Here is a 22,153-nt window from a genome sequence, read left to right as displayed (position 1 = left end):
CCGAGCAGGACCGGCCGTGCTGCCGTACCGGTCTGCCGGGCCTTGTGGTGCCCCGGTGCCCGGCCCCCGTACGCGGGGCGCCGGGCGCCGAGGCGTTTCCGCGACCCGGCGGAGGCCGTCAGGGCCGGCAGACCCGCCGGTCCGGTCAGATCTCGTCCGGCGCCGGCTTGCGGTTGAGGTCCGTCTCCTCGAAGACCAGCAGCGTGCGCGTGGACAGTACCTCCGGGATCGACTGGAGCTTGGTCAGCACCAGTTCGCGCAGCGTGCGGTTGTCCGGCGTGTGCACCAGCAGCAGCACGTCGAAGTCCCCGCTCACCAGGGCGATGTGCGCGGCGCCCGGAAGCGCCCTGAGCTGCTCGCGGACCGTGCGCCACGAGTTCTGCACGATCTTGAGCGTGATGTACGCCGACGCGCCCTGACCCGCACGCTCGTGGTTGACGCGGGCGCTGAAGCCGCGGATCACCCCGTCGTCGATGAGCCGGTTGATCCGCGCGTACGCGTTCGCCCGCGACACGTGGACCCGCTCGGCCACCGACCGTATCGACGCCCGGCCATCCGTCTGGAGGATCCGGAGGATGTCGCGGTCGATGGAGTCCAGCGGCCGTGGCGGCGGCAGGCGGTCGTCGCCCTGTGCCGCCTGCTCCCGGCCATCGGCCATTTGTTCAGCCTCCATGTCCCCCCACCTCTCTGTTGTGGACGACCTGCCCCTATCCCAGGCTGTGCAAAACCGTTTGTCCACAGGCTCGGGGTGCCTGTAGCCAAATTGGCGCCACGACCGAACAATCGGTAGGTGAGGCGCGCCACACTCCGCGCCGGCCCCCTGGGTCTTATGCCCACTCCCATGAGGAGGTGCTGTCATGACGGTCCAAGAGCTGCCCGGCGCGGCCTCTTACCGGCCCACCCCGCCCCCGGCGTGGAAACCGCGCACGGACCCCGCGCCGCTGCTCCCAGACCCCGAGCCGTACCGGGTGCTGGGCACGGACGCGGCCGCCGACTTCGCGCCCGACGTCCTGCGCAGGCTGTACACCGAGCTTGTGCGCGGCCGCCGGTACAACACGCAGGCGACCGCGCTCACCAAGCAGGGCCGCCTCGCCGTGTACCCGTCCAGCACGGGCCAGGAGGCCTGTGAGGTGGCGGCGGCGCTCGTCCTGGAGGACCAGGACTGGCTGTTCCCGTCGTACCGGGACACCCTGGCGGCCGTGGCGCGCGGACTGGACCCCGTCGAGGCGCTGACACTGCTCCGGGGCGACTGGCACACCGGGTACGACCCGCGCGAGCACCGCATCGCCCCCCTGTGCACCCCGCTCGCCACGCAGCTCCCCCACGCCGTGGGCCTGGCCCACGCGGCCCGCCTCAAGGGCGACGACGTCGTGGCGCTGGCCATGATCGGCGACGGCGGCACCAGCGAGGGCGACTTCCACGAGGCGCTGAACTTCGCCGCCGTATGGCAGGCACCCGTCGTCTTCCTCGTGCAGAACAACGGCTTCGCGATCTCCGTACCGCTCCACAAGCAGACCGCGGCCCCCTCGCTCGCCCACAAGGCCGTCGGGTACGGCATGCCCGGCCGCCTGGTCGACGGGAACGACGCGGCTGCCGTCCACCAGGTGCTCTCCGAGGCGGTGGCCCGCGCCCGGCGCGGCGGCGGCCCCACGCTGGTGGAGGCCGTGACGTACCGCATCGACGCCCACACGAACGCCGACGACGCGACCCGCTACCGGGGGAGCGCCGAGGTGGAGGCCTGGCGGCGGCACGACCCCGTGAAGCTGCTGGAGCGCGAGCTGACGGAGCGTGGCCTCATCGACGAGGACGGCATCCAGGAGGCGGCCGGCCGGGCCGAGGAGATGGCGGCGCGGCTGCGCGAGCGGATGAACGCCGACGCCGTGCTCAACCCGATGGACCTGTTCACCCATGTCTACGCGGAGCAGACCGCGCAGCTGCGGGAGCAGGCCGCGCAGCTGCGGGCCGAGCTGGACGCCGAAGCGGAAGGTGACGACCGATGACCACCGTGGCAGCCAGGACGGCGGCCAAGCCCGCCACCATGGCGCAGGCCCTCCAGCGGGCCATGCGCGACGCGATGGCCGAGGACCCGAACGTGATCGTCATGGGCGAGGACGTCGGCACGCTCGGCGGTGTCTTCCGCGTCACTGACGGGCTCGCCAAGGAGTTCGGCGAGGACCGCTGCACGGACACCCCGCTCGCCGAGGCGGGCATCCTCGGCACGGCCGTCGGCATGGCCATCTACGGCATGCGGCCGGTCGTCGAGATGCAGTTCGACGCGTTCGCGTACCCGGCGTTCGAGCAGCTGCTCAGCCATGTCGCCAAGATGCGCAACCGCACGCGCGGCGCCATGCCGATGCCGCTGGTCGTCCGCGTCCCGTACGGCGGCGGCATCGGCGGCGTCGAGCACCACAGCGACTCCTCCGAGGCGTACTACATGGCGACCCCGGGCCTCCATGTCGTCACCCCGGCGACGGTCGAGGACGCCTACGGCCTGCTGCGCGCCGCCATCGCCTCCGACGACCCGGTCGTCTTCCTGGAGCCGAAGCGGCTGTACTGGTCGAAGTCCGACTGGTCGCCGGAGAGCCCGGCCGCGGTGGAGCCGATCGGCCGCGCCGTGGTGCGCCGCGCCGGCCGGAGCGCCACGCTCATCACGTACGGCCCGTCCCTGCCGGTCTGCATGGAGGCCGCCGAGGCCGCACAGGCGGAGGGCTGGGACCTGGAGGTCGTGGATCTGCGCTCGCTGGTGCCGTTCGACGACGAGACCGTCTGCGCGTCGGTACGGCGCACGGGCCGCGCGATCGTCGTCCACGAGGCCACCGGCTTCGCGGGGCCGGGCGCGGAGATCGCCGCGCGGGTCAGCGAGCGGTGCTTCCACCACCTGGAGGCGCCGGTGCTGCGGGTGACCGGGTTCGACATCCCCTACCCGCCGCCGATGCTGGAGCGGCACCACCTGCCGGGGGTGGACCGCGTCCTGGACGCCGTCGCCCGGCTCCAGTGGGAGGCGCAGAGCTGATGGCCCAGGTGCTGGAGTTCAAGCTGCCGGACCTCGGTGAGGGCCTCACCGAGGCCGAGATCGTGCGCTGGCTCGTCTCGGTCGGCGATGTCGTCGCCATCGACCAGCCGGTCGTGGAGGTCGAGACCGCCAAGGCGATGGTGGAGGTGCCCTGCCCCTACGGCGGTGTCGTCACCGCCCGCTACGGCGAGGAGGGCGAGGAGCTGCCCGTCGGCGCCCCGCTGCTGACCGTCGCCGTCGGAGCCCAGGAGACGCCCGCCGCGTCACCGTCCGCCTCCGGCCGGGGCGCGGACGGCGCCGCCTCGGCGGGCGCGTCCGGCGACTCCGCCAAGTCCGCGGACGAGGGCTCGGGGAACGTGCTGGTCGGGTACGGCACGAGCACCTCGACCACCCGCAGGCGACGCGTCCGCCCGGCCCCGATCGCCGCCTCGGCGGCCCCGGCCGCGCCCGCCGTCACCCCGGCCGCCGCTGCCCCCGTCACGGCCCCGGCCTCCGCCCCGGTGTCCGCCGCGCCGGTGCCCTCCGCGCCGGTGCCCTCCGCGCCGGTGCCCTCCGCGCCGGTGGACGGGCCCGTCCCGGTGATCTCGCCGCTCGTGCGCAAGCTCGCCCGGGAGCGCGGCATCGACCTGCGGCAGCTGCGCGGCTCCGGCCCCGACGGGCTGATCCTGCGGGCCGACGTCGAGCGCGCCTCGGCCGCCGCGCAGGCCCCGGCGGACACCGCACCGGCCCGGCCCGCGGCCTCCGCCGCACCGGCGGGGACCGCCGTCGCCGAGCGGGTGCCGCTGCGCGGGGTGCGCGGCGCCGTCGCGGACAAGCTGACCCGCAGCCGCCAGGAGATCCCCGACGCCACCTGCTGGGTCGATGCCGACGCGACGGAGCTCATGGCGGCACGGGCCGCGATGAACGCCGCCGGGGGGCCGAAGATCTCCCTGCTGGCGCTGCTGGCCCGGATCTGCACGGCCGCGCTCGCCCGCTACCCGGAGCTGAACTCCCGGGTGGACCTGGAGGCCCGCGAGATCGTCCGGCTGTCCGAGGTGCACCTGGGCTTCGCCGCCCAGACCGACCGCGGCCTGGTCGTGCCCGTCGTCCGTGACGCGCACACCCGCTCGGCCGAGGACCTCACGGCCGAGTTCGGCCGCCTCACCGAGGTGGCGCGCGCGGGCCAGCTGACCCCGGCCGACCTGACGGGGGGCACGTTCACGCTGAACAACTACGGCGTGTTCGGCGTCGACGGCTCCACACCGATCATCAACCACCCCGAGGCGGCGATGCTCGGCGTCGGCCGGATCATCCCGAAGCCGTGGGTGCACAACGGGGAGCTGGCGGTCCGCCAGGTCGTCCAACTGTCCCTCACGTTCGACCACCGCGTGTGCGACGGCGGCACGGCGGGCGGGTTCCTGCGGTACGTCGCCGACTGCGTGGAGCACCCGGCGGTGCTGCTGCGCACCCTGTAGCGGCCGCGGTCCGGCCTCCCTTCCCCCCGGGGACCGGTCTCCCTCTCCCCCCACGGGATCCGGCCTCCCCCCCCCGGAGCCGGACCGGCCCGGAGGTCCGGCCTCCCCCCCCCGGAGCCGGACCGGCCCGGAGGTCCGGCCTCCCTCCCCCCGGGGCCGGACCGGCCCGGAGGCCGGGCCGCTGTCCGCTCCGCCAAGGCGGCGACCATACTGGGCGCGTGACCCGATTTGACGCCGTCGTGCTGGCAGGAGGCGCCGCGAGGCGTCTTGGTGGCGCGAACAAGCCCGGCCTCAGCGTCGGTGGGCGCACCCTGCTCGACCGGGTGCTGCACGCCTGCCGTGACGCCGGACGGTCCGTGGTGGTCGGCGGCCGCCGCCCGACCGCCCGGCCCGTCGTCTGGGCGCGCGAGGAGCCGCCCGGAGGCGGCCCCGTCGCCGCCCTGGCAGCCGGGGTGCGGCACGTCGAGGCGGACACGGTCGTCGTCCTCGGCGGCGACCTGCCGTTCCTGGACCACGCGGCCGTACGACGTCTCGTGGACACGCTCGCCTCGTCGTCCGCCGAGGCCGTCCTGGCCGTCGACGCGGGCGGCCGCGACCAGCCCCTCGTCGCCGCCTACCGCACCGAACCGCTGCGCCGCGAGATCGCTCTCCTCGCCACCGAGCACGGCCCTCTCTCCGGGTTGCCCCTGCGCCTGCTGACGCAGGAACTCGACCTCGCCCGGGTCCCCTCCCAGCCGCTCGCCTCCTTCGACTGCGACACCTGGGAGGACCTCGCCGCGGCCCGGGCCCGCATCAGGGAGCATGGGAACGTGCTGGACGAATGGATCACCGCGGTCAAGGCCGAGCTCGGCATCGAGCTCGACGTCGATACCGCCCTGCTGCTCGACCTGGCCCGCGACGCCGCCCACGGCGTCGCCAGGCCCGCCGCGCCGCTCACCACGTTCCTCGTGGGATACGCGGCGGCCAAGGCGGAGGGCCAGGGCCCGCAGGCCGTGGCGGAGGCGGCCCGCAAGGCGGCCGCGCTGGCGGACCGCTGGGCGAACGAGGCCGAAGCGGGATGACCGATCCGGATGTGGACGGAGTCGAGGAAGCCCTCGCCCTGGTCGGCAGACACCCCGCCGGCCCCGCCGTACCCGACCCGCCGGGGCACCAGGACACGCCCTGGGAGCGGGCCCGCGCCGTCGCCGCCCGGGCCGGACGGGGCGCCGCCCCCCGCACCCGCCGCGTCGGCATCGACCAGGCGCTCGGCCGGATCCTCGCCGAGCCGCTGACCGCCCTCACCGACCTGCCGTCGTTCGACACCTCCGCCATGGACGGCTGGGCGGTCGCCGGACCGGGACCGTGGGAGATCCGCGCCGAGGAGGTCCTCGCCGGTCACGGCGACGTCCCCGCACTGCCCGACGGCGTCGCCGTGCGCATCGCGACCGGCGCCCGCGTCCCCGCCGACACGACCGCCGTCATCCGCTCCGAGCACGCCCACGCCGAACCGGGCCGCGCCGACCGCGCCGGTACGGGCCAGGGCGTCGGCCATCTGTACGCGCGGCACGAGGTGGTGCCCGGCCAGGACATCCGCCCGCGGGGCCAGGAGTGCCGCACCGGCGACGAACTGCTGCCCGCCGCCACCGTCGTCACCCCGGCCGTCCTCGGCCTCGCGGCCGCCGCCGGGTACGACCGGCTGGTCACCGTCGAGCCGCCCCGCGTAGAGGTCCTCGTCCTCGGCGACGAACTGCTCACCTCCGGTGTCCCGCACGACGGGCTCATCCGCGACGCGCTCGGCCCGATGCTCGGCCCCTGGCTGCGCACCCTGGGCGCCGAGGTCACCGCCGTCCGACGGGTCGGGGACGACGCCGACGCGCTGTACGAAGCCGTCACCGGCACAGAAGCCGACCTGGTCGTCACCACCGGGGGAACCGCCGCCGGGCCCGTCGACCACGTCCACCCGGTCCTGCGCAAGGCAGGCGCCGAGCTGCTGATCGACGGCGTACGGGTACGGCCCGGCCACCCCATGCTGCTCGCCCGGCTCACCGCCACCCGGCACCTCGTCGGACTGCCCGGCAACCCCCTCGCGGCCGTCTCCGGGCTGCTCACCCTCGCCGAGCCGCTGCTGCGCGGCCTCGGCGGGCGGCGCGCCCCCGAGCCGTACCGGGTGCCCGTACGCGACGACGTGCACGGCCACCCACGCGACACCCGCCTCGTGCCCGTGGCCCACCGCGACGGGCACGCCGTCCCGCTCCACTACGCGGGCCCCGCCATGCTGCGCGGGCTCGCCGCCGCGGACGGGCTGGCCGTCGTCCCGCCCGGCGGCGCCCGCCCCGGTGACGTGCTCGAAGTCCTCGACCTGCCGTGGACGGCCTCCGCTTCGGCGCCCGCCCCGGCCCCGGCCCCAGGCGGGTGTTTCACGTGAAACCTGTTCGTCGCGCACCCCGCCCCGGGCAGGAGGAGGACCATCTGGCCACCGGCCGGGTCAGCCTGCCCCGGCCGATCGTCGAGCACCCGCTGCGGCAGGTCGGGCAGCGGCTGGCCCTCGCCCTGTTCGTGCTGGTCCTGACCGTGCTGATCGTCATGGCCGACCGCGAGGGATACAAGGACGGGGCCGACGGGCACCTCAGCCTGCTCGACGCCGTCTACTACGCCACGGTCACGCTCTCCACGACCGGGTACGGCGACATCGTCCCGGCCAGCGACACCGCGCGGCTGGTGAACGTGCTGGTCGTGACCCCGTTGCGCGTCCTGTTCCTGATCATCCTGGTCGGCACCACCCTGGAGGTGCTGGCCGAGCGCACCCGCGAGGAGTGGCGCCAGAAGCGTTGGAGGTTGGCCTTGCGCGACCACACCGTCGTCGTCGGCTTCGGAACGAAGGGGCGCTCCGCCCTGGAGACCCTGATGGCCACGGGGCTGAAGAAGCAGCAGGTCGTGGTCGTCGACCCGAGCAGCAAAGTGATCGAGATGGTCAACGCGGAGGGGCTGACCGGAGTCGTCGGCGACGGCACCCGCAGCGATGTCCTCCTCCGTGCCGAGGCCCAGCGGGCCCGGCAGATCATCGTCGCCACCCAGCGGGACGACACCGCCGTCCTCGTCACCCTCACCGCGCGCCAGCTCAACAAGGGCGTCAAGATCATCGCCGCGGTCCGGGAGGAGGAGAACGCCCCGCTGCTCCGCCAGTCCGGAGCGGACGCCGTCATCACCAGCGCCAGCGCCGCCGGGCGGCTGCTCGGCCTGTCCGTCCTCAGCCCCAGCGCCGGAACGGTCCTGGAGGACCTGATCCACCAGGGGTCGGGCCTCGACATCGTGGAGCGGCCGGTCACCAAGGCCGAGGCGGGCCGGAGCGTCCGGGACACCGACGACCTGGTGGTCAGCGTCCTGCGCGGCCACCGGCTCATCGGCTACGACGACCCGGAGGCGAGCCCCCTCCAGCTCACCGACCGGGTCATCACCATCAAGCGGTCGCCGGGCCGGACCGGGCCGGTGAACCCGCCGAGGGGCGCGGGCTGGAACGGCTCCACCACGGGCGCGCCGGCGGAGTAGCCTCGCCGCCATGCGTGCGATCACGATTCCCGAACCCGGTGGCCCCGAGGCGCTCGTCTGGTCCGAGGTGCCCGATCCCGTGCCAGGCGAGGGCGAGGTGCTCGTCGATGTGGCGGCGGGCGCCGTCAACCGCGCCGACCTGCTCCAGCGGCGGGGCTTCTACGACCCGCCGCCCGGCTCCTCCCCGTACCCCGGCCTCGAATGCTCGGGCCGGATCGCCGCGTTCGGCCCCGGCGTCTCCGGCTGGACCGTCGGCGACGAGGTGTGCGCGCTGCTCGCGGGCGGCGGGTACGCCGAGAAGGTGGCCGTTCCGGCCGGGCAACTGCTGCCCGTACCCAAGGGCCTCGACCTGGTGACGGCGGCGGCGCTGCCGGAAGTCACCGCCACCGTCTGGTCCAACGTCTTCATGATCGCCCATCTGCGGCCCGGCGAGACGCTGCTCGTGCACGGCGGCGCCAGCGGCATCGGGACGATGGCGATCCAGCTCGGCAAGGCGGTCGGCGCCCGGGTCGCGGTCACCGCGGGCGGCCCGGAGAAGCTGGCCCGGTGCGCCGAGCTCGGCGCGGACATCCTGATCGACTACCGCACCCAGGACTTCGTGGACGAGGTCCGCGCGGCGACGGGCGGGGCGGGCGCCGACGTCATCCTGGACATCATGGGCGCCAAGTACCTGGAGCGGAACGTCAAGGCGCTCGCCGTGAACGGCCGGCTCGCCGTCATCGGGCTCCAGGGCGGGGTGAAGGGCGAGCTGGACCTCGGGAAGCTGCTGAGCAAGCGCGCCGCCGTCACGGCGACGTCCCTGCGGCAGCGGCCGCTGGAGGAGAAGGCCGCCATCGTCGCCGCCGTACGCGAGCACGTCTGGCCGCTGGTCGAGGCGGGCACGGTACGCCCCGTCGTGGACCGCACGTTCCCCATGGAGCGGGCCGCGGAGGCCCACCGGGTGCTGGAGGACAGCACCCACGTCGGCAAGGTGCTGCTCACCACGGACACGGCCACATCTGCCTGACGGCCGCTCAGAGAGCCGCGCCCTAAACGGCGGACGGCCCGGCGCACGTGCTGTGTGCCGGGCCGTCCGCCGCTCGTCGTCGCGTAGGGACTACAGGTAGGGGCCGCCCGTCCGGGCGCGGCCGTGCCCCTGGTCGTCGTCGTCCTGCGAGGCCACGCCGGGCGGAAGGGCCCGGCGCATCTGCTCCAGTTGGGCGCGGGCCGCCATCTGCTGGGCGAACAGCGCCGTCTGGATGCCGTGGAAAAGGCCCTCCAGCCAGCCGACCAACTGAGCCTGCGCGATCCGCAGTTCCGCGTCGGACGGAACGGCCTCGTCGGTGAACGGGAGCGAAAGCCGCTCCAGCTCCTCGACCAGCTCGGGCGCCAGGCCCTCTTCCAGCTCCTTCACCGAGCTGTGGTGGATCTCCTTCAGCCGGACGCGGCTCGCCTCGTCCAGAGGTGCCGCGCGCACCTCCTCCAGCAGCTGCTTGATCATGCTGCCGATCCGCATGACCTTGGCCGGCTGCTCGACCATCTCCGTCACCGGGATCTCACGCGACTCGTCGTCACCGTCGCCGCCGCCGAGCGCCATCCCGTCCTGCCCGACGATGAGGACCTGCGGGGTCTCCTGCGACCGTTCATTCCTCGGCATCTCCATGCCGCCATTCTCTCGTACAGATGCGTCACGAGGGGGTGTGCCCCCGCGCGCGGATGATCCACCCTCGCGCGGGGGCGCGAACCGCCGCTCCGGTGCCTATGTGGCCGCGCGCCGGGCCACCGCGGAGTGCGAGCGGGTGAGCAGCGCGGCGAGCAGCGCCGCGCCCAGCGGTACGGCGACCAGCAGCGCGCCGAACGTCTCCCACGGAATGACGATCGGTACGTTCGGCAGGTCGGCGGCGCTCGCCCAGCCGGCGTCGCGGCCCTCCTCCCACCACGCCGTCTTCGAGCGGCGCTCGGTCAGCCGCAGCCCGATCGCGGGAAGCACTCCCGCGGCCGTGCCGAGCACGACGCCCATCACGGCGACCACCCCGCACTGGAAGCCACTGAGCGTGCGGCGCACCCGCGGTGCCGCCCCGACGGCGGCGAGGGTCTTCAGGTCCGCCTCGGCGTCGGCCTGGGCGAGACCCGTGGCGATGCCCGCGGCACCGATGGTGATCAGCCCGGCGAAGACGGTCAGCGCGAGGAGCGTGATGCTGTTCTCGCTGGTGTAGCCGGTCTCGATGTGCAGCTGGACGGCGCCGCCCAGCCTGGAGAGGTCCCCTTCGAGACGCTGCCGCTGCTCACTGCTGGGCGTCTGGTCGGTGCTGAAGTACGAGCCCACCGGCACCGTCCCGAAGCCGAGCGCCTTGGCCGTGGCCGGGGTGAGGACACCCGCGACGCCGTACGAGCGGACGTCACCCGGCACCTGGTACGCGGGGAGGGCCTTCACCTTCCCCGGCACGGGCTCGTTCCGCATGGCCGCCTCGTCGGCGGCCTTCGCGTCGGTGATCACCCGCAGGGAGAGCGTGCCGGACGCGTCGGTGTGCCGCTTATCCAAGGCGACGACCCGCCCCTCGGCGAGTGCCCGCTCCGCGCCCGGGTCGTCGACGCCGAGCACCCTCAGCAGCGTGGCGTCGGCGACCAGCAGGCCGTCGGACGTGGGCACCATGCCGCTGTCCCCGGGGGTGCAGCGCCAGTCCTCGGCCAGCTTGCGGCGCTCCTCCTTGGAGAAGCGCGCCGCCGGGTCCCCGTCGGTGCCGGAGGGGTTCACCCACAGCGGGCATTCGTTGGCGGGCGGGACCACGATCTCGGTGCGCCCGCACCCGGCGTCGCTGGAGTACGCGTCGCAACCCGCCCGGCCGATGGCGATACGGGCGACGTCGGCCCGCGCCTCGACCGGAAGGTGGCGCTGCACGGCCTCGCGGACGGCCGGTACGTCCCGGCCGCCGTCCTCCGTGATGAAGGCGGACACCGCTCCGTGCGGGAGCTGGGCCTGGTACGCGGCGCGCTGCTCGGCGTCCGCGCTCGTCGCGTACGTGGCGACGGCGACCGTACCGGCGACGGCGGCCAGGACCGCGGCGACGGCCGGAGCCGTACGGCCCCGGTTGCGGACCGAGTCCCGCAGCGCCAGGCGCGGCGAGAGCGGCAGCCAGCGGCCCACCCGGCCGAACAGGCCCACGATCGCCGGGGTCATCGCGACGACACCCAGCTCGGCGAGGGCGCTGCCGCCCGCGACGATGACCATGTGGTCGGAGAACAGCGACCCGTACAGCGCGATCGCGCCGCCCAGCAGCGCGGCGGCCAGACCGACGAGGGGCAGGACGCGGCTGCTCCTGCGCACCCCGCGGCGGCCGGTCAGCGAGGACAGGACCGTCTCCCGCGAGGCGGTCACGGCCGGCACGACCGCGGCGAGCAGACCGGTCAGCACGGCGATCGCGCCGATGCCCAGCAGCTCCAGCGGACGGACGTCGAAGGCGCCGAAGCGCTGCCCGAGGGCCTCCTCCAGGACCGGCTGGAGCACGAAGGTCAGGACCAGCCCGAGGACCGTGCCCACCACGGCGGCGGCGAGACCGATCACCAGACCGCCCGCCAGGACGATCGCGCGGATGTGGCGGCGGTCGCCTCCGTTGGCGCCGACCAGGCCTAGCTGCCGGCGCGAGCGGCGGGCACCGACCGCGAACGCGGGGCCGGCCAGCAGGCAGATCTCCAGCATGGCGAGGCCGACGATGGTGGCCGCGGCGATCAGCGCGGACGTGTTGGCGCCATCACCGTTCATCTGGAAGGAGCTGTAGCCCTCACGCTGGGACAGCGGCACCTCGGAGCGGGGAGGCGGGTCGATGAGGACCGCGCGCGACACGACGGTCACGCCCTTGGTGTTGGCCTCCTTGACCATGTTCCACGTGAAACCACGCCCGCTGTCCGCCGGGAGCTTCAGCAGATGAGTGGTGGAGATGTCGGGCGCGGCCATGCCGGACCCTTCGAGGGCCTCGCGCAGCGGCTTCAGCAGCGCACCCGGCAGGGCGTTGACCTGCGGCGTCTTCAGATCGTCGGGGATCTCGTACGAGCCGACGATCCGGTACTCGCGGTCGAGTCCCCGCGCGGCGAGCGTGCCCCCGACCTCCAGGCCGCTCTCCTCCAGGAACCGCGAGGTCACCGCGACCTCGTCCGGGCGCTGTGGGAAGCGGCCTTCGAGCGGCGTCAGGATGCCCTTGGCGAGCGGGTCGGCCGCATTCAGCTCACGGATGCCCGTGTGGAGCAGACCGTGCGCGGTGCGGACCTTCGCGGAGCCTTGGTGGTCCTCCAGCAGGGTCGCCCCGGCGGGCAGGGCCTTCCGAACAGCGGTGCGGCCCTCCGGCGGCGGCCGGTCGTCGTACTTGGGGTCGGCGGGGGTGGTGACCCGGCCTTCCGGGTTCTGGTGGACGGGGATACCGGCGTACCCGGCGTCGGAGACGACGGCGTCGGCGGCGCCCATGAGCCGCGTGGCCTCCTCGGCGGCGGACAGCTCGGCGCTGCGCAGGGTCAGGTCGGCGGCGCTGACCCCGAGGATCGGCAGTGCGATCATCGCGAGGACGAGGAAGCTGCGGCCCTTGAAGCGCCAGGCGTCGCGGCGGGCGATCCGCACCGCGGCGCGCCACGAGTGGAACCAGCCGGTCACCGCTCGCCCGCCTGGCCCGTGAGGAGGGATTCGGCGCCCGCGCGGACGGTCTGGTCGACCACCGCGCCGTCGCGGAGGAACACGACCCGGTCGGCCCAGGCGGCGAACCGCGGCTCATGGGTGACCAGCACCCCGGCGGCGCCCGCGTCGCAGCGGGAGCGCAGCAGGGCGAGCACGGACTCGCCGGTCTCGGAGTCGAGGGCGCCGGTCGGCTCGTCGGCCAGGACGAGGCGGCGGTCGCCGACCAGGGCGCGCGCGATGGCGACGCGCTGCTGCTGGCCGCCGGACATCTCGTCGGGGAACCGGTCGGCGACGTGGGAGAGGCCCATCTCGTCCAGCGCGGCGATGGCCTCGACGCGCGCCTTGCGGGCGGATATGCCGTCCAGCTCGCGCGGCAGGGCGACGTTCTCGGCGGCGGTCAGCGCCGGGATGAGGTTGTAGTCCTGGAAGACGTAGCCGATGCTGCGGCGGCGCAGGGCGGCGAGCGTCTTGCGGTCGGCGGTGGTGATGTCGGTGCCCTCGACGACCACCCGCCCGGAGGTGGGGAGGTCGAGTCCGCCCGCGATGGTCAGCAGGGTGGACTTGCCGGACCCGGAGGGGCCCATGACGGCGACCAGCTCGCCCGGGTACACGTCGAGGTCGATGCCGCGCAGGGCGTGCACCTCGGTCGCGCCTGTGCCGTGGACGCGGGCCAGCTGCTGGAGCCGCAGCACGGGCTGCTGGGACGTCTGTGACGTCGGTGATGACATGGAGGGTCCCCCTTGGGCGTGCGCGGGACGCGTGGTCCCGCCGCGTGGAGTGGTGGTCGTCGGTTCGGGGTGGCCGGTGCGGGCGCGGGCGGTGCGGCCGTGGTGCGGTGCGGATGGTCACCGGCGTTCGTGCGGACGGGCGTGCGGGCCGCCGCCGGTCGTTGGGCGGCCGCCGTTGGGCGTCTGGCGTCTGGCGTGTGGTGCCCGGTGGCCATGTGGTTCGTGTGACCGGTGGCCATGGGGCCGGTCGCCGGGCTGATGGCCGGGTGGTGGCGCGGGCCCTTGCCGGGCGGGGCGGTCCGGGCCCGGTGCGCAGAGGCGGTTCCGGCCCCGGCTGGCAGCGGCGGGAGGCCGCCGTCAGTGGTGGCGGCGGCCCGCGCGGGCCGTGGGGCGTGGCGCCGGGGCGGCCTCGGGAGGCGGCGGGTCCTGCGGGACGGCGGCCGACAGGCGGACCAGCCGGGACTCGCAGTGGTCCAGCCAGCGTGCCTCGGCCTCGGTCTGGAAGATCAGCTGCTCCAGTACGAGCAGCCACGCCACGTCGTCGCGCCGCTGCTCGGCACCGCTCTCCAGGGCGCTGACCGCCTGGACCTTCAGGCGGGTGTAGTCCTGCATCGCCTTGACCGTGTGGCTGCGCTGGGCCTGGATCACGGCGCGGATGTCCACGCCCGGCGCGCCGACCGCCATGGCGAGCTTGATGGCCAGCTCGTCGCGGGCCGGGCTGGTGCGGTCCACGGGCCGCTCGAACCAGGTGCGCAGCTCCGCCCGCCCCGCTTCGGTGATGACATAGAGCGGGTGGCCCGCCTCGTCCTCGCCGTCCTGGGCGACCATGCCGTCCCGCTCCAGGCGGCTGAGCGTCGTGTAGACCTGGCCGACGTTGAGCGGCCAGGTGGAGCCGGTGCGGGACTCGAACTCCGTACGGAGCTGGGAGCCGTAGCGCGGGCCGCGTTCGAGGAGGGCGAGAAGCCCGTGGCGGATCGACATACTCAGTATGTATACCGAGTATGTCCACCGGGACAACCGACCTCCGACGGATCGCGGATGTCCCTCTCAAGGGGGACCCGCCCGTGTCAGACGCGGCGGACGCGGACCCCGAGGAAGCCGATGCCGAGCCCCATGAGGGTGAGCCCGACGCCCAGGGTCAGCACGGAAACGCGCCGGTCGATGCCGGTGTCGGCGGCCCGGCCGTGCGGCTCCCAGGCGGTACCGGACGGGCTGTCCGACGGCGGTACGGCGCCCTGGGCGTCCCCCTCGCGTACGGGGTCCGGCACCGGTGGCTGGCCGTCGAAACGGCCGTCGAGGCGGCTGTCGTCTGTTGCCGTACTGCTACGTGCGGAGTCCTCGGCGGACGATGAGGCGGACGGCTCCGTGGTGGCGGAGGCGCGCGGCGACGGCGGCGCGGACCGGCCGGGGCGCTGGACGCCCGCCCCCGCGGGCCGCCCGGCGAACGAGGGGCCCGGGCCGACGGTGGTGCCCGGCGCGGCGGAGGGGCCCGCATCCGGGCCGCCGGGACCAGGACCTGGGCCGGGCGCGCCGGACGTGCCGCCACCGGGGTCCGGGGGCGACGAGCCGGGCGGAGGGTCCGTCGGGGCGCCGGACGCGCCGCCGGTCGGGGTCCCGGTAGGCGTGCCGTCCTGCGGCGGGGAGGCCACGGGGGCGGACGGGGAGGGCGGCGGAGACGTATCGGCGGGGCCGGAGGCGACCGGTCCGGCGGCTCCGCCCGCCGCGGTCATCCGGGGCTGCGCCGTAGTGCCGTCGGGGCCGTCCGCGTGCGCGGCGGGGGCGTGGAACCCGAGGACCAGGAGGGAGGCCAGGAGCAGGGAGCCCGGCGCGACCGCCCGGCGGGCGTGAGGTCGTGGAGTCATGGGGCGACTCCCTTTCGCGCGGCGGGTTGCTCGTTCCCGCCCACGATCACACAGACCGCCCCGCGTCGGCCTCCCGGAGCAGCCGAATGGCGCACGCGCCGCGCGGAGCGTCCACAGCGGAGCGCCCACAGCGAGGCGCCCACAGCGGGGCGCGTCCGCGAGGCTGCCGGATCCCCCAATGCCGGAACCGCTACTGCCGAGAACCGTTACTGCGGAGGACGGCCCGTGGAGATCTCCAGCGTGAAGCTGGCGTCCTCCTCGGTGATCTCGGTGTCCTTCGTCGGGAACTGGGTGAGGACCGTGCCGTCGCCGTAGACGTTCTCGTTGACGGGGATCTCCTTGGCGATCTTCCAGCCCGCCGCCTGGATGCACTGCTTGACCGAGGTGATGTTCTTGTACCGGAAGTCAGGGACCTCGAACTTGTCCGGGTCCTGGCCCTCGCGGGGCTCGGTGCACTTCTTCGTGTCGATGGTCCGGCTCAGGTCAGGCCCCCGGTAGCCGCTGTCCTGCGACGCCGTGCCCGTCGGCTGGCCCGCCTGCGTGCCGCCCGCCGTCGTCGTGCCGGCCGGGTCGTCCTCCTTGTTGACGACGACGGCCGTGATGACACCGGCGACGGCGATCAGCGCGACGACGATCGCGCCGACCAGCAGCGGCATGTTCCGCCCGCCACCGCCACCGCCACCGCCGTTCCCGCCGACCGGCGCGGGCTGGTACGGGGCCGGGGTCTGGTACGCGGGCTGCGCCTGCTGGTGCGGGTAGCCGTACGCCGCCGGAGCCGGGGTGCGCACATGCGCCGGGGCCGGGGTCGGCGGGCCGTACGGGCTCGGTGTCGGGGCCTGGTACGGCGTGTGGACGCCCTGCGGCGGGTGCGGCGCGGTCGCCTGCGACTGGTCCAGCGGCGGGAACACCGCCGAGCCGACACCGGAGCCGCTGTTCGACGGGGCGCCCTGCACGATCACCGGTGCGCCGGTCTGCCCGGCGGACAGCACCCGAAGGCACTCGTCGCGCATGGCGGCGGCGCTGGGGAACCGCTCGTTGGGGTTCTTCCGCAGCGCCCGCGCGACCAGGGCGTCCATCGCGGGCGTCAGCGACCGGTTGATGGAGGACGGCGCGACCGGCTCCTCCTGGACGTGCGCGTACGCGATGGCCAGCGGCGAGTCCGCGTCGAACGGCAGCCGGCCGGTCAGCAGCTGGAACAGCATGATGCCGACCGAGTACAGGTCGGAGCGGGCGTCCACACCGCGGCCGAGGGCCTGCTCGGGCGACAGGTACTGGGGCGTGCCGACGACCATGCCGGTCTGCGTCATGGACGTGACGCCCGACTGCATGGCGCGGGCGATGCCGAAGTCCATGACCTTGACCACGCCGCGCTTGGTCATCATCACGTTGCCCGGCTTGATGTCGCGGTGGACCAGGCCCATCTCGTGGCTGGTCTCCAGCGCGGCGAGCACGTCGGCGGTGACCTTCAGCGCCTTGTCGGCCGGCATCGCCCCGTACTGCCGGATGTCCGCGGCCAGGGCCGAGCCGAGCGGCTGCCCCTCCACGTACTCCATGACGATGTACGGCATGACGCCGCCCTCGCCCATCGACGGGTCGCTGAAGACGACCGTGTCCTCGCCGGTGTCGAAGACCGACACGATGTTGGTGTGCTGGAGCTTCGCGACGGCCTGCGCCTCGCGCCGGAACCGCTCGCGGAACGACTGTTCCCGGCCGAGTTCCGTGTGCAGGGTCTTGATGGCGACCTGGCGGTCGAGGGCGCTGTCGTAGGCCAGGTACACCGAGGCCATGCCGCCCTCGCCGAGCAGGTCGCGCAGCTGGTACCGGCCGTTCGCCACCGAACCGCCCGCATAGCGGCCGTGTGCGCCGTCCTGGCTCATCGTGCTTCCCCCTACGCGCGCGCGTGCCGCCGCGGTGATCCGGATTTACGGGCCAAGTCTGCCCCAGGCCACTGACACGTCAAGCCGCGCGCCCGTTCCGTGACCGTACGCGCCGGAAGCGTCTCGGAAGCGTTACGTGACCGGCATCGGATTTGCACAGGTGTACGGGGAAGCGATTGGATGGCCGGTCCATCCCGAACCGGCGCGTCGCGCGGAGGCTGTAGCGTGACGTGGCGAAGTACCCCTGGAAAGACGGCGGCACACCGCTCGCGGGCACAGCGCGCGGACAGCAACGGAAATGACGGCGAGGACGATGGCACCCGGATCCGAAGCAGGTGGCGGCGGAGTGTCGGATGACGGAGCGTCGGGGCGCGGGGACGCCGTCGAGTTCGGCGTCGGCGGCCTCGTCGGCGACGGCCGCTACCGGCTGACCCACCGTCTCGGCCGCGGCGGCATGGCCGAGGTCTTCGCGGCGGAGGACGTGCGGCTCGGCCGGACCGTCGCCGTGAAGCTGTTGCGCGCCGACCTCGCCGAGGACCCGGTCTCCAAGGCCCGTTTCACGCGGGAGGCGCAGTCCGTCGCGGGGCTGAACCACCACGCGATCGTGGCCGTGTACGACTCCGGCGAGGACGAGGTGAACGGCCAGTCCGTGCCGTACATCGTCATGGAGCTGGTCGAGGGCCGCACCATCCGCGAGCTGCTGGTCAGCGCGGAGGCGCCGCCGCCCGAGCAGGCCCTGATCATCGTGTCGGGCGTCCTGGAGGCGCTGGCCTACTCGCACCAGCACGGCATCGTGCACCGCGACATCAAGCCCGCGAACGTGATCATCACCCACGGCGGCGCCGTCAAGGTCATGGACTTCGGCATCGCGCGCGCCCTGCACGGGGCGTCCACGACGATGACGCAGACCGGCATGGTGATGGGCACGCCCCAGTACCTGTCGCCCGAGCAGGCGCTCGGCAAGGCCGTCGACCACCGCTCCGACCTGTACGCCACGGGCTGCCTGCTGTACGAACTGCTCGCGCTGCGGCCCCCGTTCGTCGGCGAGACGCCGCTGTCCGTCGTCTACCAGCACGTGCAGGACATCCCGGTCCCGCCGTCGCAGGTGTCGGACGGCGCCCCGCCGGAGCTGGACGGGCTGGCGATGCGGGCGCTGGCGAAGGACCCGGACGACCGGTTCCAGAGCGCCGAGGAGATGCGCGGGCTGATCCAGTACGGGCTGCGCATGCTCCAGGAGCAGGGCGGCCACACCGGCACGTGGAACACCGGCCCTGCCGGGCCGCACGACGGCGGCCACACCCCGCACGGCGGTGTCGCGGCGACGGCCATGATGGGCGCGCCGACGGGCCTGGGCCAGGGTCCGGCGACGCCGTCCCGCCCGACGCCGATGCACGGCGACACCTCGCAGGGCCCGATCCTGCCGCCGATGAACCCCGACGACGGCGCCTACGCGGGCCCGTACGACCACGGGCACGGCGGGGGCGGCCGCGGCAAGGTGCTGCTGTTCGTCGCGTTCGCGCTGATCGCGATCGTCGCGGGTGTCGTGTACGCGGTGAAGATGAGCGAGACCCCGACCGGGGCCGAGCCCAAGCCGGTCACCAGCCCGTCGCCGTCCGTGTCGCAGAGCGGCAGCCCCTCGCCCTCCCCGTCGCAGTCCGAGGAGGAGCAGGAGCGGCCCGACACGTCCACCGGCGGGGGCGGCTGGGACCCCCCGTCGTGGAACCCGCAGCCGCCGACGTACAGCCAGGACCCGGCGCCCACCACCAGCGGCGACACGGGCGACACGGGCACGACGGACGGCTCGGCCGACCAGGGCACCACCGACGGCACCACGGACGGGGGCCAGGACGGCGGCACCGACCAGGGCACGTCCGACGGCACCACGGACGGCGGTACGACCACCGAGGGCCAGACCGACACCGGCGGCACCACCGGATCGGCCGACTCGGGCGGCACCGACACGTCGGGCGGGACCGCCACCGGCGGCCAGCAGGGCGGTACGAGCGCGGGCGCCCCGAACAGCGGTGGCTCGGCCACCGGCTGAGCACCCGTCGACCGGCCGGGCGGCCCCCCCTCGTACGGGGGCCGGCCGCCGGGTCTCAGGACGCGAACGCGTCGCACACCGCGTCGTATTCGCGGGTCCACCACACCGCCAGGGCCGACACCGCGGGGAACTGCGGGTCGGCCCTGCTGTCGTGCAGCTGGTAGCGCCACCGCAGTATCCAGAAGTCGTTGAGCCGCTCCCACCACACGCGGTGCACGGCGGCGGCCAGTTCCGCCGCGTCCACCCCGGCGGCGCGCCGGTACGCGCGCGCGTAGGCCCGCACCTTCCCCAGGTCCAGACGGCCCGAAGGCTGCACGTAGAAGATCATCGCGGCCCGCACCGCCTCCTCGGCGCGCGGCTGCACGCCCAGCCGGTCCCAGTCCACGATCGCGGCGGGTTCGGCGCCCCGGTACAGCACGTTCAGGGGGTGGAAGTCCCCGTGCACCCAGCCGCCCGCCGCGGGGGCCGCCGCGGCGGGGCGCCGGTGCGCGTGCGCGGCCAGCAGGCGGCGGCGCTCCACCAGCCGGTGCTCGGCGAGCTCGTCGAAGGCGACCCGGCGCCGCCGGGACCTCGCCAGCACCAGCAACTCGTCGATCAGCCGGTACGTGTCCTCGGGGTCGGCGCTGCCGTACGCGCGGGCCGCCGGGTGCGCCCCCGCCGCGCCGAGCACCCGCTCCAGGCAGGTGTGGACGAAGCCGAGGAGGGCGCCGAGCCGCCGCGAGCCGGCCGCCGTGAGCTGCGCGCCGTCGCGGTGGCGGCCCTCCACCCACGGGTGCAGGGCGTAGCAGTGGCCGTCCAGCTCGGCGACGGTGAGGCCCTCGGCGTTCGGCAGGGCGGGCGCGACCGGGACGCCCAGCGCGTGCAGCCGCTCGGTCGCGCGGTGCTGGCGGGCGATGGTGGCGTGGTGGGAGGTGGAGGCGTCGAGGTGCTGTTTGAGGAAGAACGTGCCGCGGGTGGTGGTGAGGCGGTAGCCGCGGTTCAGCAGGCCCTGGGTGACCGGGACGCAGGACAGCGGTTCGCCGTACGCGGGGTAGCGGCGCAGCAGGGCGGCGACGGGCGGCGCGGGCGGGCCGCCGGGGGCTCCTGGGGCGGTCGCGACGGCGGGGCCCTGCGGGTATCCGGAGACGGCCGTGACCTGCGCGACGGTGGGGCCCTGCGGGCGCCCGGAGACGGCCGTGACCTGCGAGGCGGCGGGGACCGTGGGGGCCGAGGGAGCCGGTAAGGCGGCGGCCGCAGGGGCCGAGGGGCCCTGTGAGGCGGTGGCGGCCGCAGGGGCCGGGGGTGTCTGTGAGGTGCTGGCGGCCGCAGGGGCGGTGCTGTGGCCGGGGCGTGGCCGGGGGAGGTGGAGCACGTCGGAAATGGCGGGCGGAGCCGTTACAGATGAGCGCGGCACTTGTCAGATGCTAGATCACTACGGGATGACCCGCGTCACATCCGTGTCCTGTGAACTCTTCCCGACGGCGGGGTGCGCGGGATAACGTGCCGGTGTTCCGGCGGCCTGCGAGGCTGTTACCAGTGTGTTATCCAGGCCGCGTCAGCGGTGTGACCAGGCGTTGTCCCCATGATCCTCGATTTACTTGGAAATCCAAGCAAAATCGCAGGTCAGAGGGGTTTCGCAGGAATGCGGCGCACTGGGTAACGTGCCTGTCACAGGGCACTCGCCGGGGCACCTGTCACGCCTGTCTCCGGCCGAGGGCACCCACCCCGTGCATCGCGTACGGACCAGGCGAGCCGCTTCCCCCAGCTCCATCGGAGTGCGGGGAACCCCAGGCGACCCGGCGGACCCCGGGAGCCCGGACAGACGGAGGAGCACGCACGTGACCGTGGAGAGCACTGCCGCGCGCCAGCCGCGACGCAGCGGCGGCACCAGCAGTGGCACCAAAGCCGCCGGTGCCACCAAGCGCGCCGCGCGCGCCAAGAAGCCGCGGAGTTCCGACTCCGAGCCGCAGCTCGTACAGCTGCTGACGCCCGAGGGCGAGCGCGTCCAGCACCCCGAGTACGACGTCGATCTCAGCCCCGAGGACCTGCGCGGCCTGTACCGCGACATGGTCATGACCCGCCGCTTCGACGGCGAGGCGACCGCGCTCCAGCGCCAGGGCGAGCTGGGCCTGTGGGCCTCGCTGCTCGGCCAGGAGGCGGCGCAGATCGGCTCGGGCCGCGCCCTGCGCGACGACGACTACGTCTTCCCGACGTACCGGGAGCACGGCGTCGCCTGGTGCCGCGGGGTCGATCCGACGAACCTCCTCGGGATGTTCCGCGGGGTGAACAACGGCGGCTGGGACCCCAACAGCAACAATTTCCACCTGTACACGATCGTCCTCGGCTCGCAGACCCTGCACGCCACCGGTTACGCCATGGGCGTCACCAGGGACGGCGCGGACTCCGCCGTGCTCGCGTACTTCGGCGACGGCGCCTCCAGCCAGGGCGACGTCAACGAGTCGTTCGTCTTCTCCGCGGTCTACAACGCCCCGGTCGTGTTCTTCTGCCAGAACAACCAGTGGGCCATCTCCGAGCCCACCGAGAAGCAGACCCGCGTGCCGCTCTACCAGCGCGCTCAGGGCTTCGGCTTCCCGGGCGTCCGCGTGGACGGCAACGACGTCCTCGCCTGCCTGGCCGTGACCCGCTGGGCGCTGGAGCGCGCCCGCCGCGGCGAGGGGCCGACGCTCATCGAGGCGTTCACCTACCGCATGGCCGCCCACACCACATCCGACGACCCGACCCGCTACAGGCACGACGACGAGCGGGCCTCCTGGGAGGCGAAGGACCCGATCCTGCGCCTGCGCCGTCACCTGGAGGCCCAGGGCCACGCCGACGCGTCCTGGTTCGAGGAGCTGGAGGCGGAGAGCGAGGCCCTCGGCAAGCACGTCCGCGAGGTCGTCCGCGCCATGCCCGTGCCGGAGCACATGGCGATGTTCGACAACGTGTACGCGGACGGGCACGCGCTCGTCGACGAGGAGCGCGCGCAGTACGCCGCGTACCAGGCGTCCTTCGCGAACGGAGAGGCCGAGTAA

General features: G+C 74.2%; 17 protein-coding genes. 9 read left to right on the top strand and 8 right to left on the bottom strand.

Annotated elements, in window-relative coordinates:
• Nucleotides 1-145 precede the first annotated feature (145 nt).
• On the bottom strand, nucleotides 146-658 hold the full coding sequence (locus J116_RS13720; protein ID WP_023587640.1) for an Lrp/AsnC family transcriptional regulator: 513 nt from the start codon (nucleotides 656-658) through the stop codon (nucleotides 146-148).
• Between the two features lie 199 nt (nucleotides 659-857).
• On the opposite strand from J116_RS13720, the gene pdhA (J116_RS13715) reads away from it, so the two are divergent.
• The 7 genes from pdhA (J116_RS13715) (at nucleotide 858) to J116_RS13685 (ending at nucleotide 8,998) form a co-directional block, all read left to right on the top strand.
• A complete protein-coding gene (gene pdhA, locus J116_RS13715) occupies nucleotides 858-2,000 on the top strand; it encodes a pyruvate dehydrogenase (acetyl-transferring) E1 component subunit alpha (RefSeq protein WP_023587639.1) in 1,143 nt (380 codons plus the stop codon).
• Nucleotides 1,997-3,013 (top strand): alpha-ketoacid dehydrogenase subunit beta, encoded by a 1,017-nt coding sequence (locus tag J116_RS13710; protein WP_023587638.1) that lies wholly within the window; start codon nucleotides 1,997-1,999, stop codon nucleotides 3,011-3,013. The genes pdhA (J116_RS13715) and J116_RS13710 overlap by 4 nt, the downstream gene beginning before the upstream one ends.
• A complete protein-coding gene (locus J116_RS13705; protein ID WP_023587637.1) occupies nucleotides 3,013-4,467 on the top strand; it encodes a dihydrolipoamide acetyltransferase family protein in 1,455 nt (484 codons plus the stop codon). Before J116_RS13710 ends, J116_RS13705 begins: the two co-directional genes overlap by 1 nt.
• A 218-nt stretch (nucleotides 4,468-4,685) precedes the next feature.
• Nucleotides 4,686-5,528, top strand: coding sequence for an NTP transferase domain-containing protein (locus J116_RS30425; protein ID WP_023587636.1), 843 nt, complete (start codon nucleotides 4,686-4,688; stop codon nucleotides 5,526-5,528).
• Nucleotides 5,525-6,871: a molybdopterin molybdotransferase MoeA gene (locus tag J116_RS13695; RefSeq protein ID WP_023587635.1), complete on the top strand. Its 1,347-nt coding sequence runs from the start codon at nucleotides 5,525-5,527 to the stop codon at nucleotides 6,869-6,871. Before J116_RS30425 ends, J116_RS13695 begins: the two co-directional genes overlap by 4 nt.
• A complete protein-coding gene (locus tag J116_RS13690; RefSeq protein ID WP_037947577.1) occupies nucleotides 6,868-7,992 on the top strand; it encodes a potassium channel family protein in 1,125 nt (374 codons plus the stop codon). Before J116_RS13695 ends, J116_RS13690 begins: the two co-directional genes overlap by 4 nt.
• A gap of 10 nt (nucleotides 7,993-8,002) precedes the next feature.
• Nucleotides 8,003-8,998: an NAD(P)H-quinone oxidoreductase gene (locus tag J116_RS13685; protein ID WP_023587633.1), complete on the top strand. Its 996-nt coding sequence runs from the start codon at nucleotides 8,003-8,005 to the stop codon at nucleotides 8,996-8,998.
• A gap of 90 nt (nucleotides 8,999-9,088) precedes the next feature.
• Here the strand turns inward: J116_RS13685 and J116_RS13680 are convergent, their stop codons facing one another.
• From J116_RS13680 to J116_RS13655, 6 genes are all read right to left on the bottom strand, one after another.
• Nucleotides 9,089-9,634 carry a bacterial proteasome activator family protein gene (locus J116_RS13680; protein ID WP_023587632.1) on the bottom strand — a complete coding sequence of 182 codons (546 nt, stop codon included), beginning with the start codon at nucleotides 9,632-9,634 and terminating at the stop codon, nucleotides 9,089-9,091.
• A gap of 96 nt (nucleotides 9,635-9,730) precedes the next feature.
• Entirely contained in the window at nucleotides 9,731-12,610 is a 2,880-nt protein-coding gene (locus J116_RS13675) for an ABC transporter permease (RefSeq protein WP_023587631.1), read from the bottom strand.
• Nucleotides 12,607-13,359 (bottom strand): ABC transporter ATP-binding protein, encoded by a 753-nt coding sequence (locus J116_RS13670; protein WP_023587630.1) that lies wholly within the window; start codon nucleotides 13,357-13,359, stop codon nucleotides 12,607-12,609. The genes J116_RS13675 and J116_RS13670 overlap by 4 nt, the downstream gene beginning before the upstream one ends.
• Before the next feature lie 357 nt (nucleotides 13,360-13,716).
• On the bottom strand, nucleotides 13,717-14,340 hold the full coding sequence (locus J116_RS13665; RefSeq protein WP_023587629.1) for a PadR family transcriptional regulator: 624 nt from the start codon (nucleotides 14,338-14,340) through the stop codon (nucleotides 13,717-13,719).
• A gap of 86 nt (nucleotides 14,341-14,426) precedes the next feature.
• The gene (locus J116_RS13660) at nucleotides 14,427-15,221 is read right to left on the bottom strand and encodes a hypothetical protein (RefSeq protein ID WP_023587628.1); all 795 of its coding nucleotides are present in this window, start codon (nucleotides 15,219-15,221) and stop codon (nucleotides 14,427-14,429) included.
• 206 nt (nucleotides 15,222-15,427) lie between these two features.
• On the bottom strand, nucleotides 15,428-17,098 hold the full coding sequence (locus J116_RS13655) for a protein kinase domain-containing protein (RefSeq protein ID WP_023587627.1): 1,671 nt from the start codon (nucleotides 17,096-17,098) through the stop codon (nucleotides 15,428-15,430).
• A 313-nt stretch (nucleotides 17,099-17,411) separates the two neighbouring features.
• Between J116_RS13655 and J116_RS13650 the strand changes: the two genes are divergently transcribed.
• Nucleotides 17,412-19,142, top strand: coding sequence for a protein kinase domain-containing protein (locus tag J116_RS13650; RefSeq protein ID WP_037946676.1), 1,731 nt, complete (start codon nucleotides 17,412-17,414; stop codon nucleotides 19,140-19,142).
• A 55-nt stretch (nucleotides 19,143-19,197) separates the two neighbouring features.
• On the opposite strand, the gene J116_RS13645 is transcribed toward J116_RS13650, so the two are convergent.
• The gene (locus J116_RS13645) at nucleotides 19,198-20,187 is read right to left on the bottom strand and encodes a phosphotransferase (protein ID WP_037947573.1); all 990 of its coding nucleotides are present in this window, start codon (nucleotides 20,185-20,187) and stop codon (nucleotides 19,198-19,200) included.
• 772 nt (nucleotides 20,188-20,959) lie between these two features.
• Here J116_RS13645 and pdhA (J116_RS13640) point away from each other — a divergent pair.
• Nucleotides 20,960-22,153 carry a pyruvate dehydrogenase (acetyl-transferring) E1 component subunit alpha gene (gene pdhA / locus J116_RS13640; RefSeq protein ID WP_023587624.1) on the top strand — a complete coding sequence of 398 codons (1,194 nt, stop codon included), beginning with the start codon at nucleotides 20,960-20,962 and terminating at the stop codon, nucleotides 22,151-22,153.

The sequence above is a fragment of the Streptomyces thermolilacinus SPC6 genome (assembly GCF_000478605.2).
Taxonomy (GTDB): domain Bacteria; phylum Actinomycetota; class Actinomycetes; order Streptomycetales; family Streptomycetaceae; genus Streptomyces; species Streptomyces thermolilacinus.
Note: the sequence above shows the minus strand (reverse complement) of the source record. Positions and strands in the feature narration are given on the sequence as shown.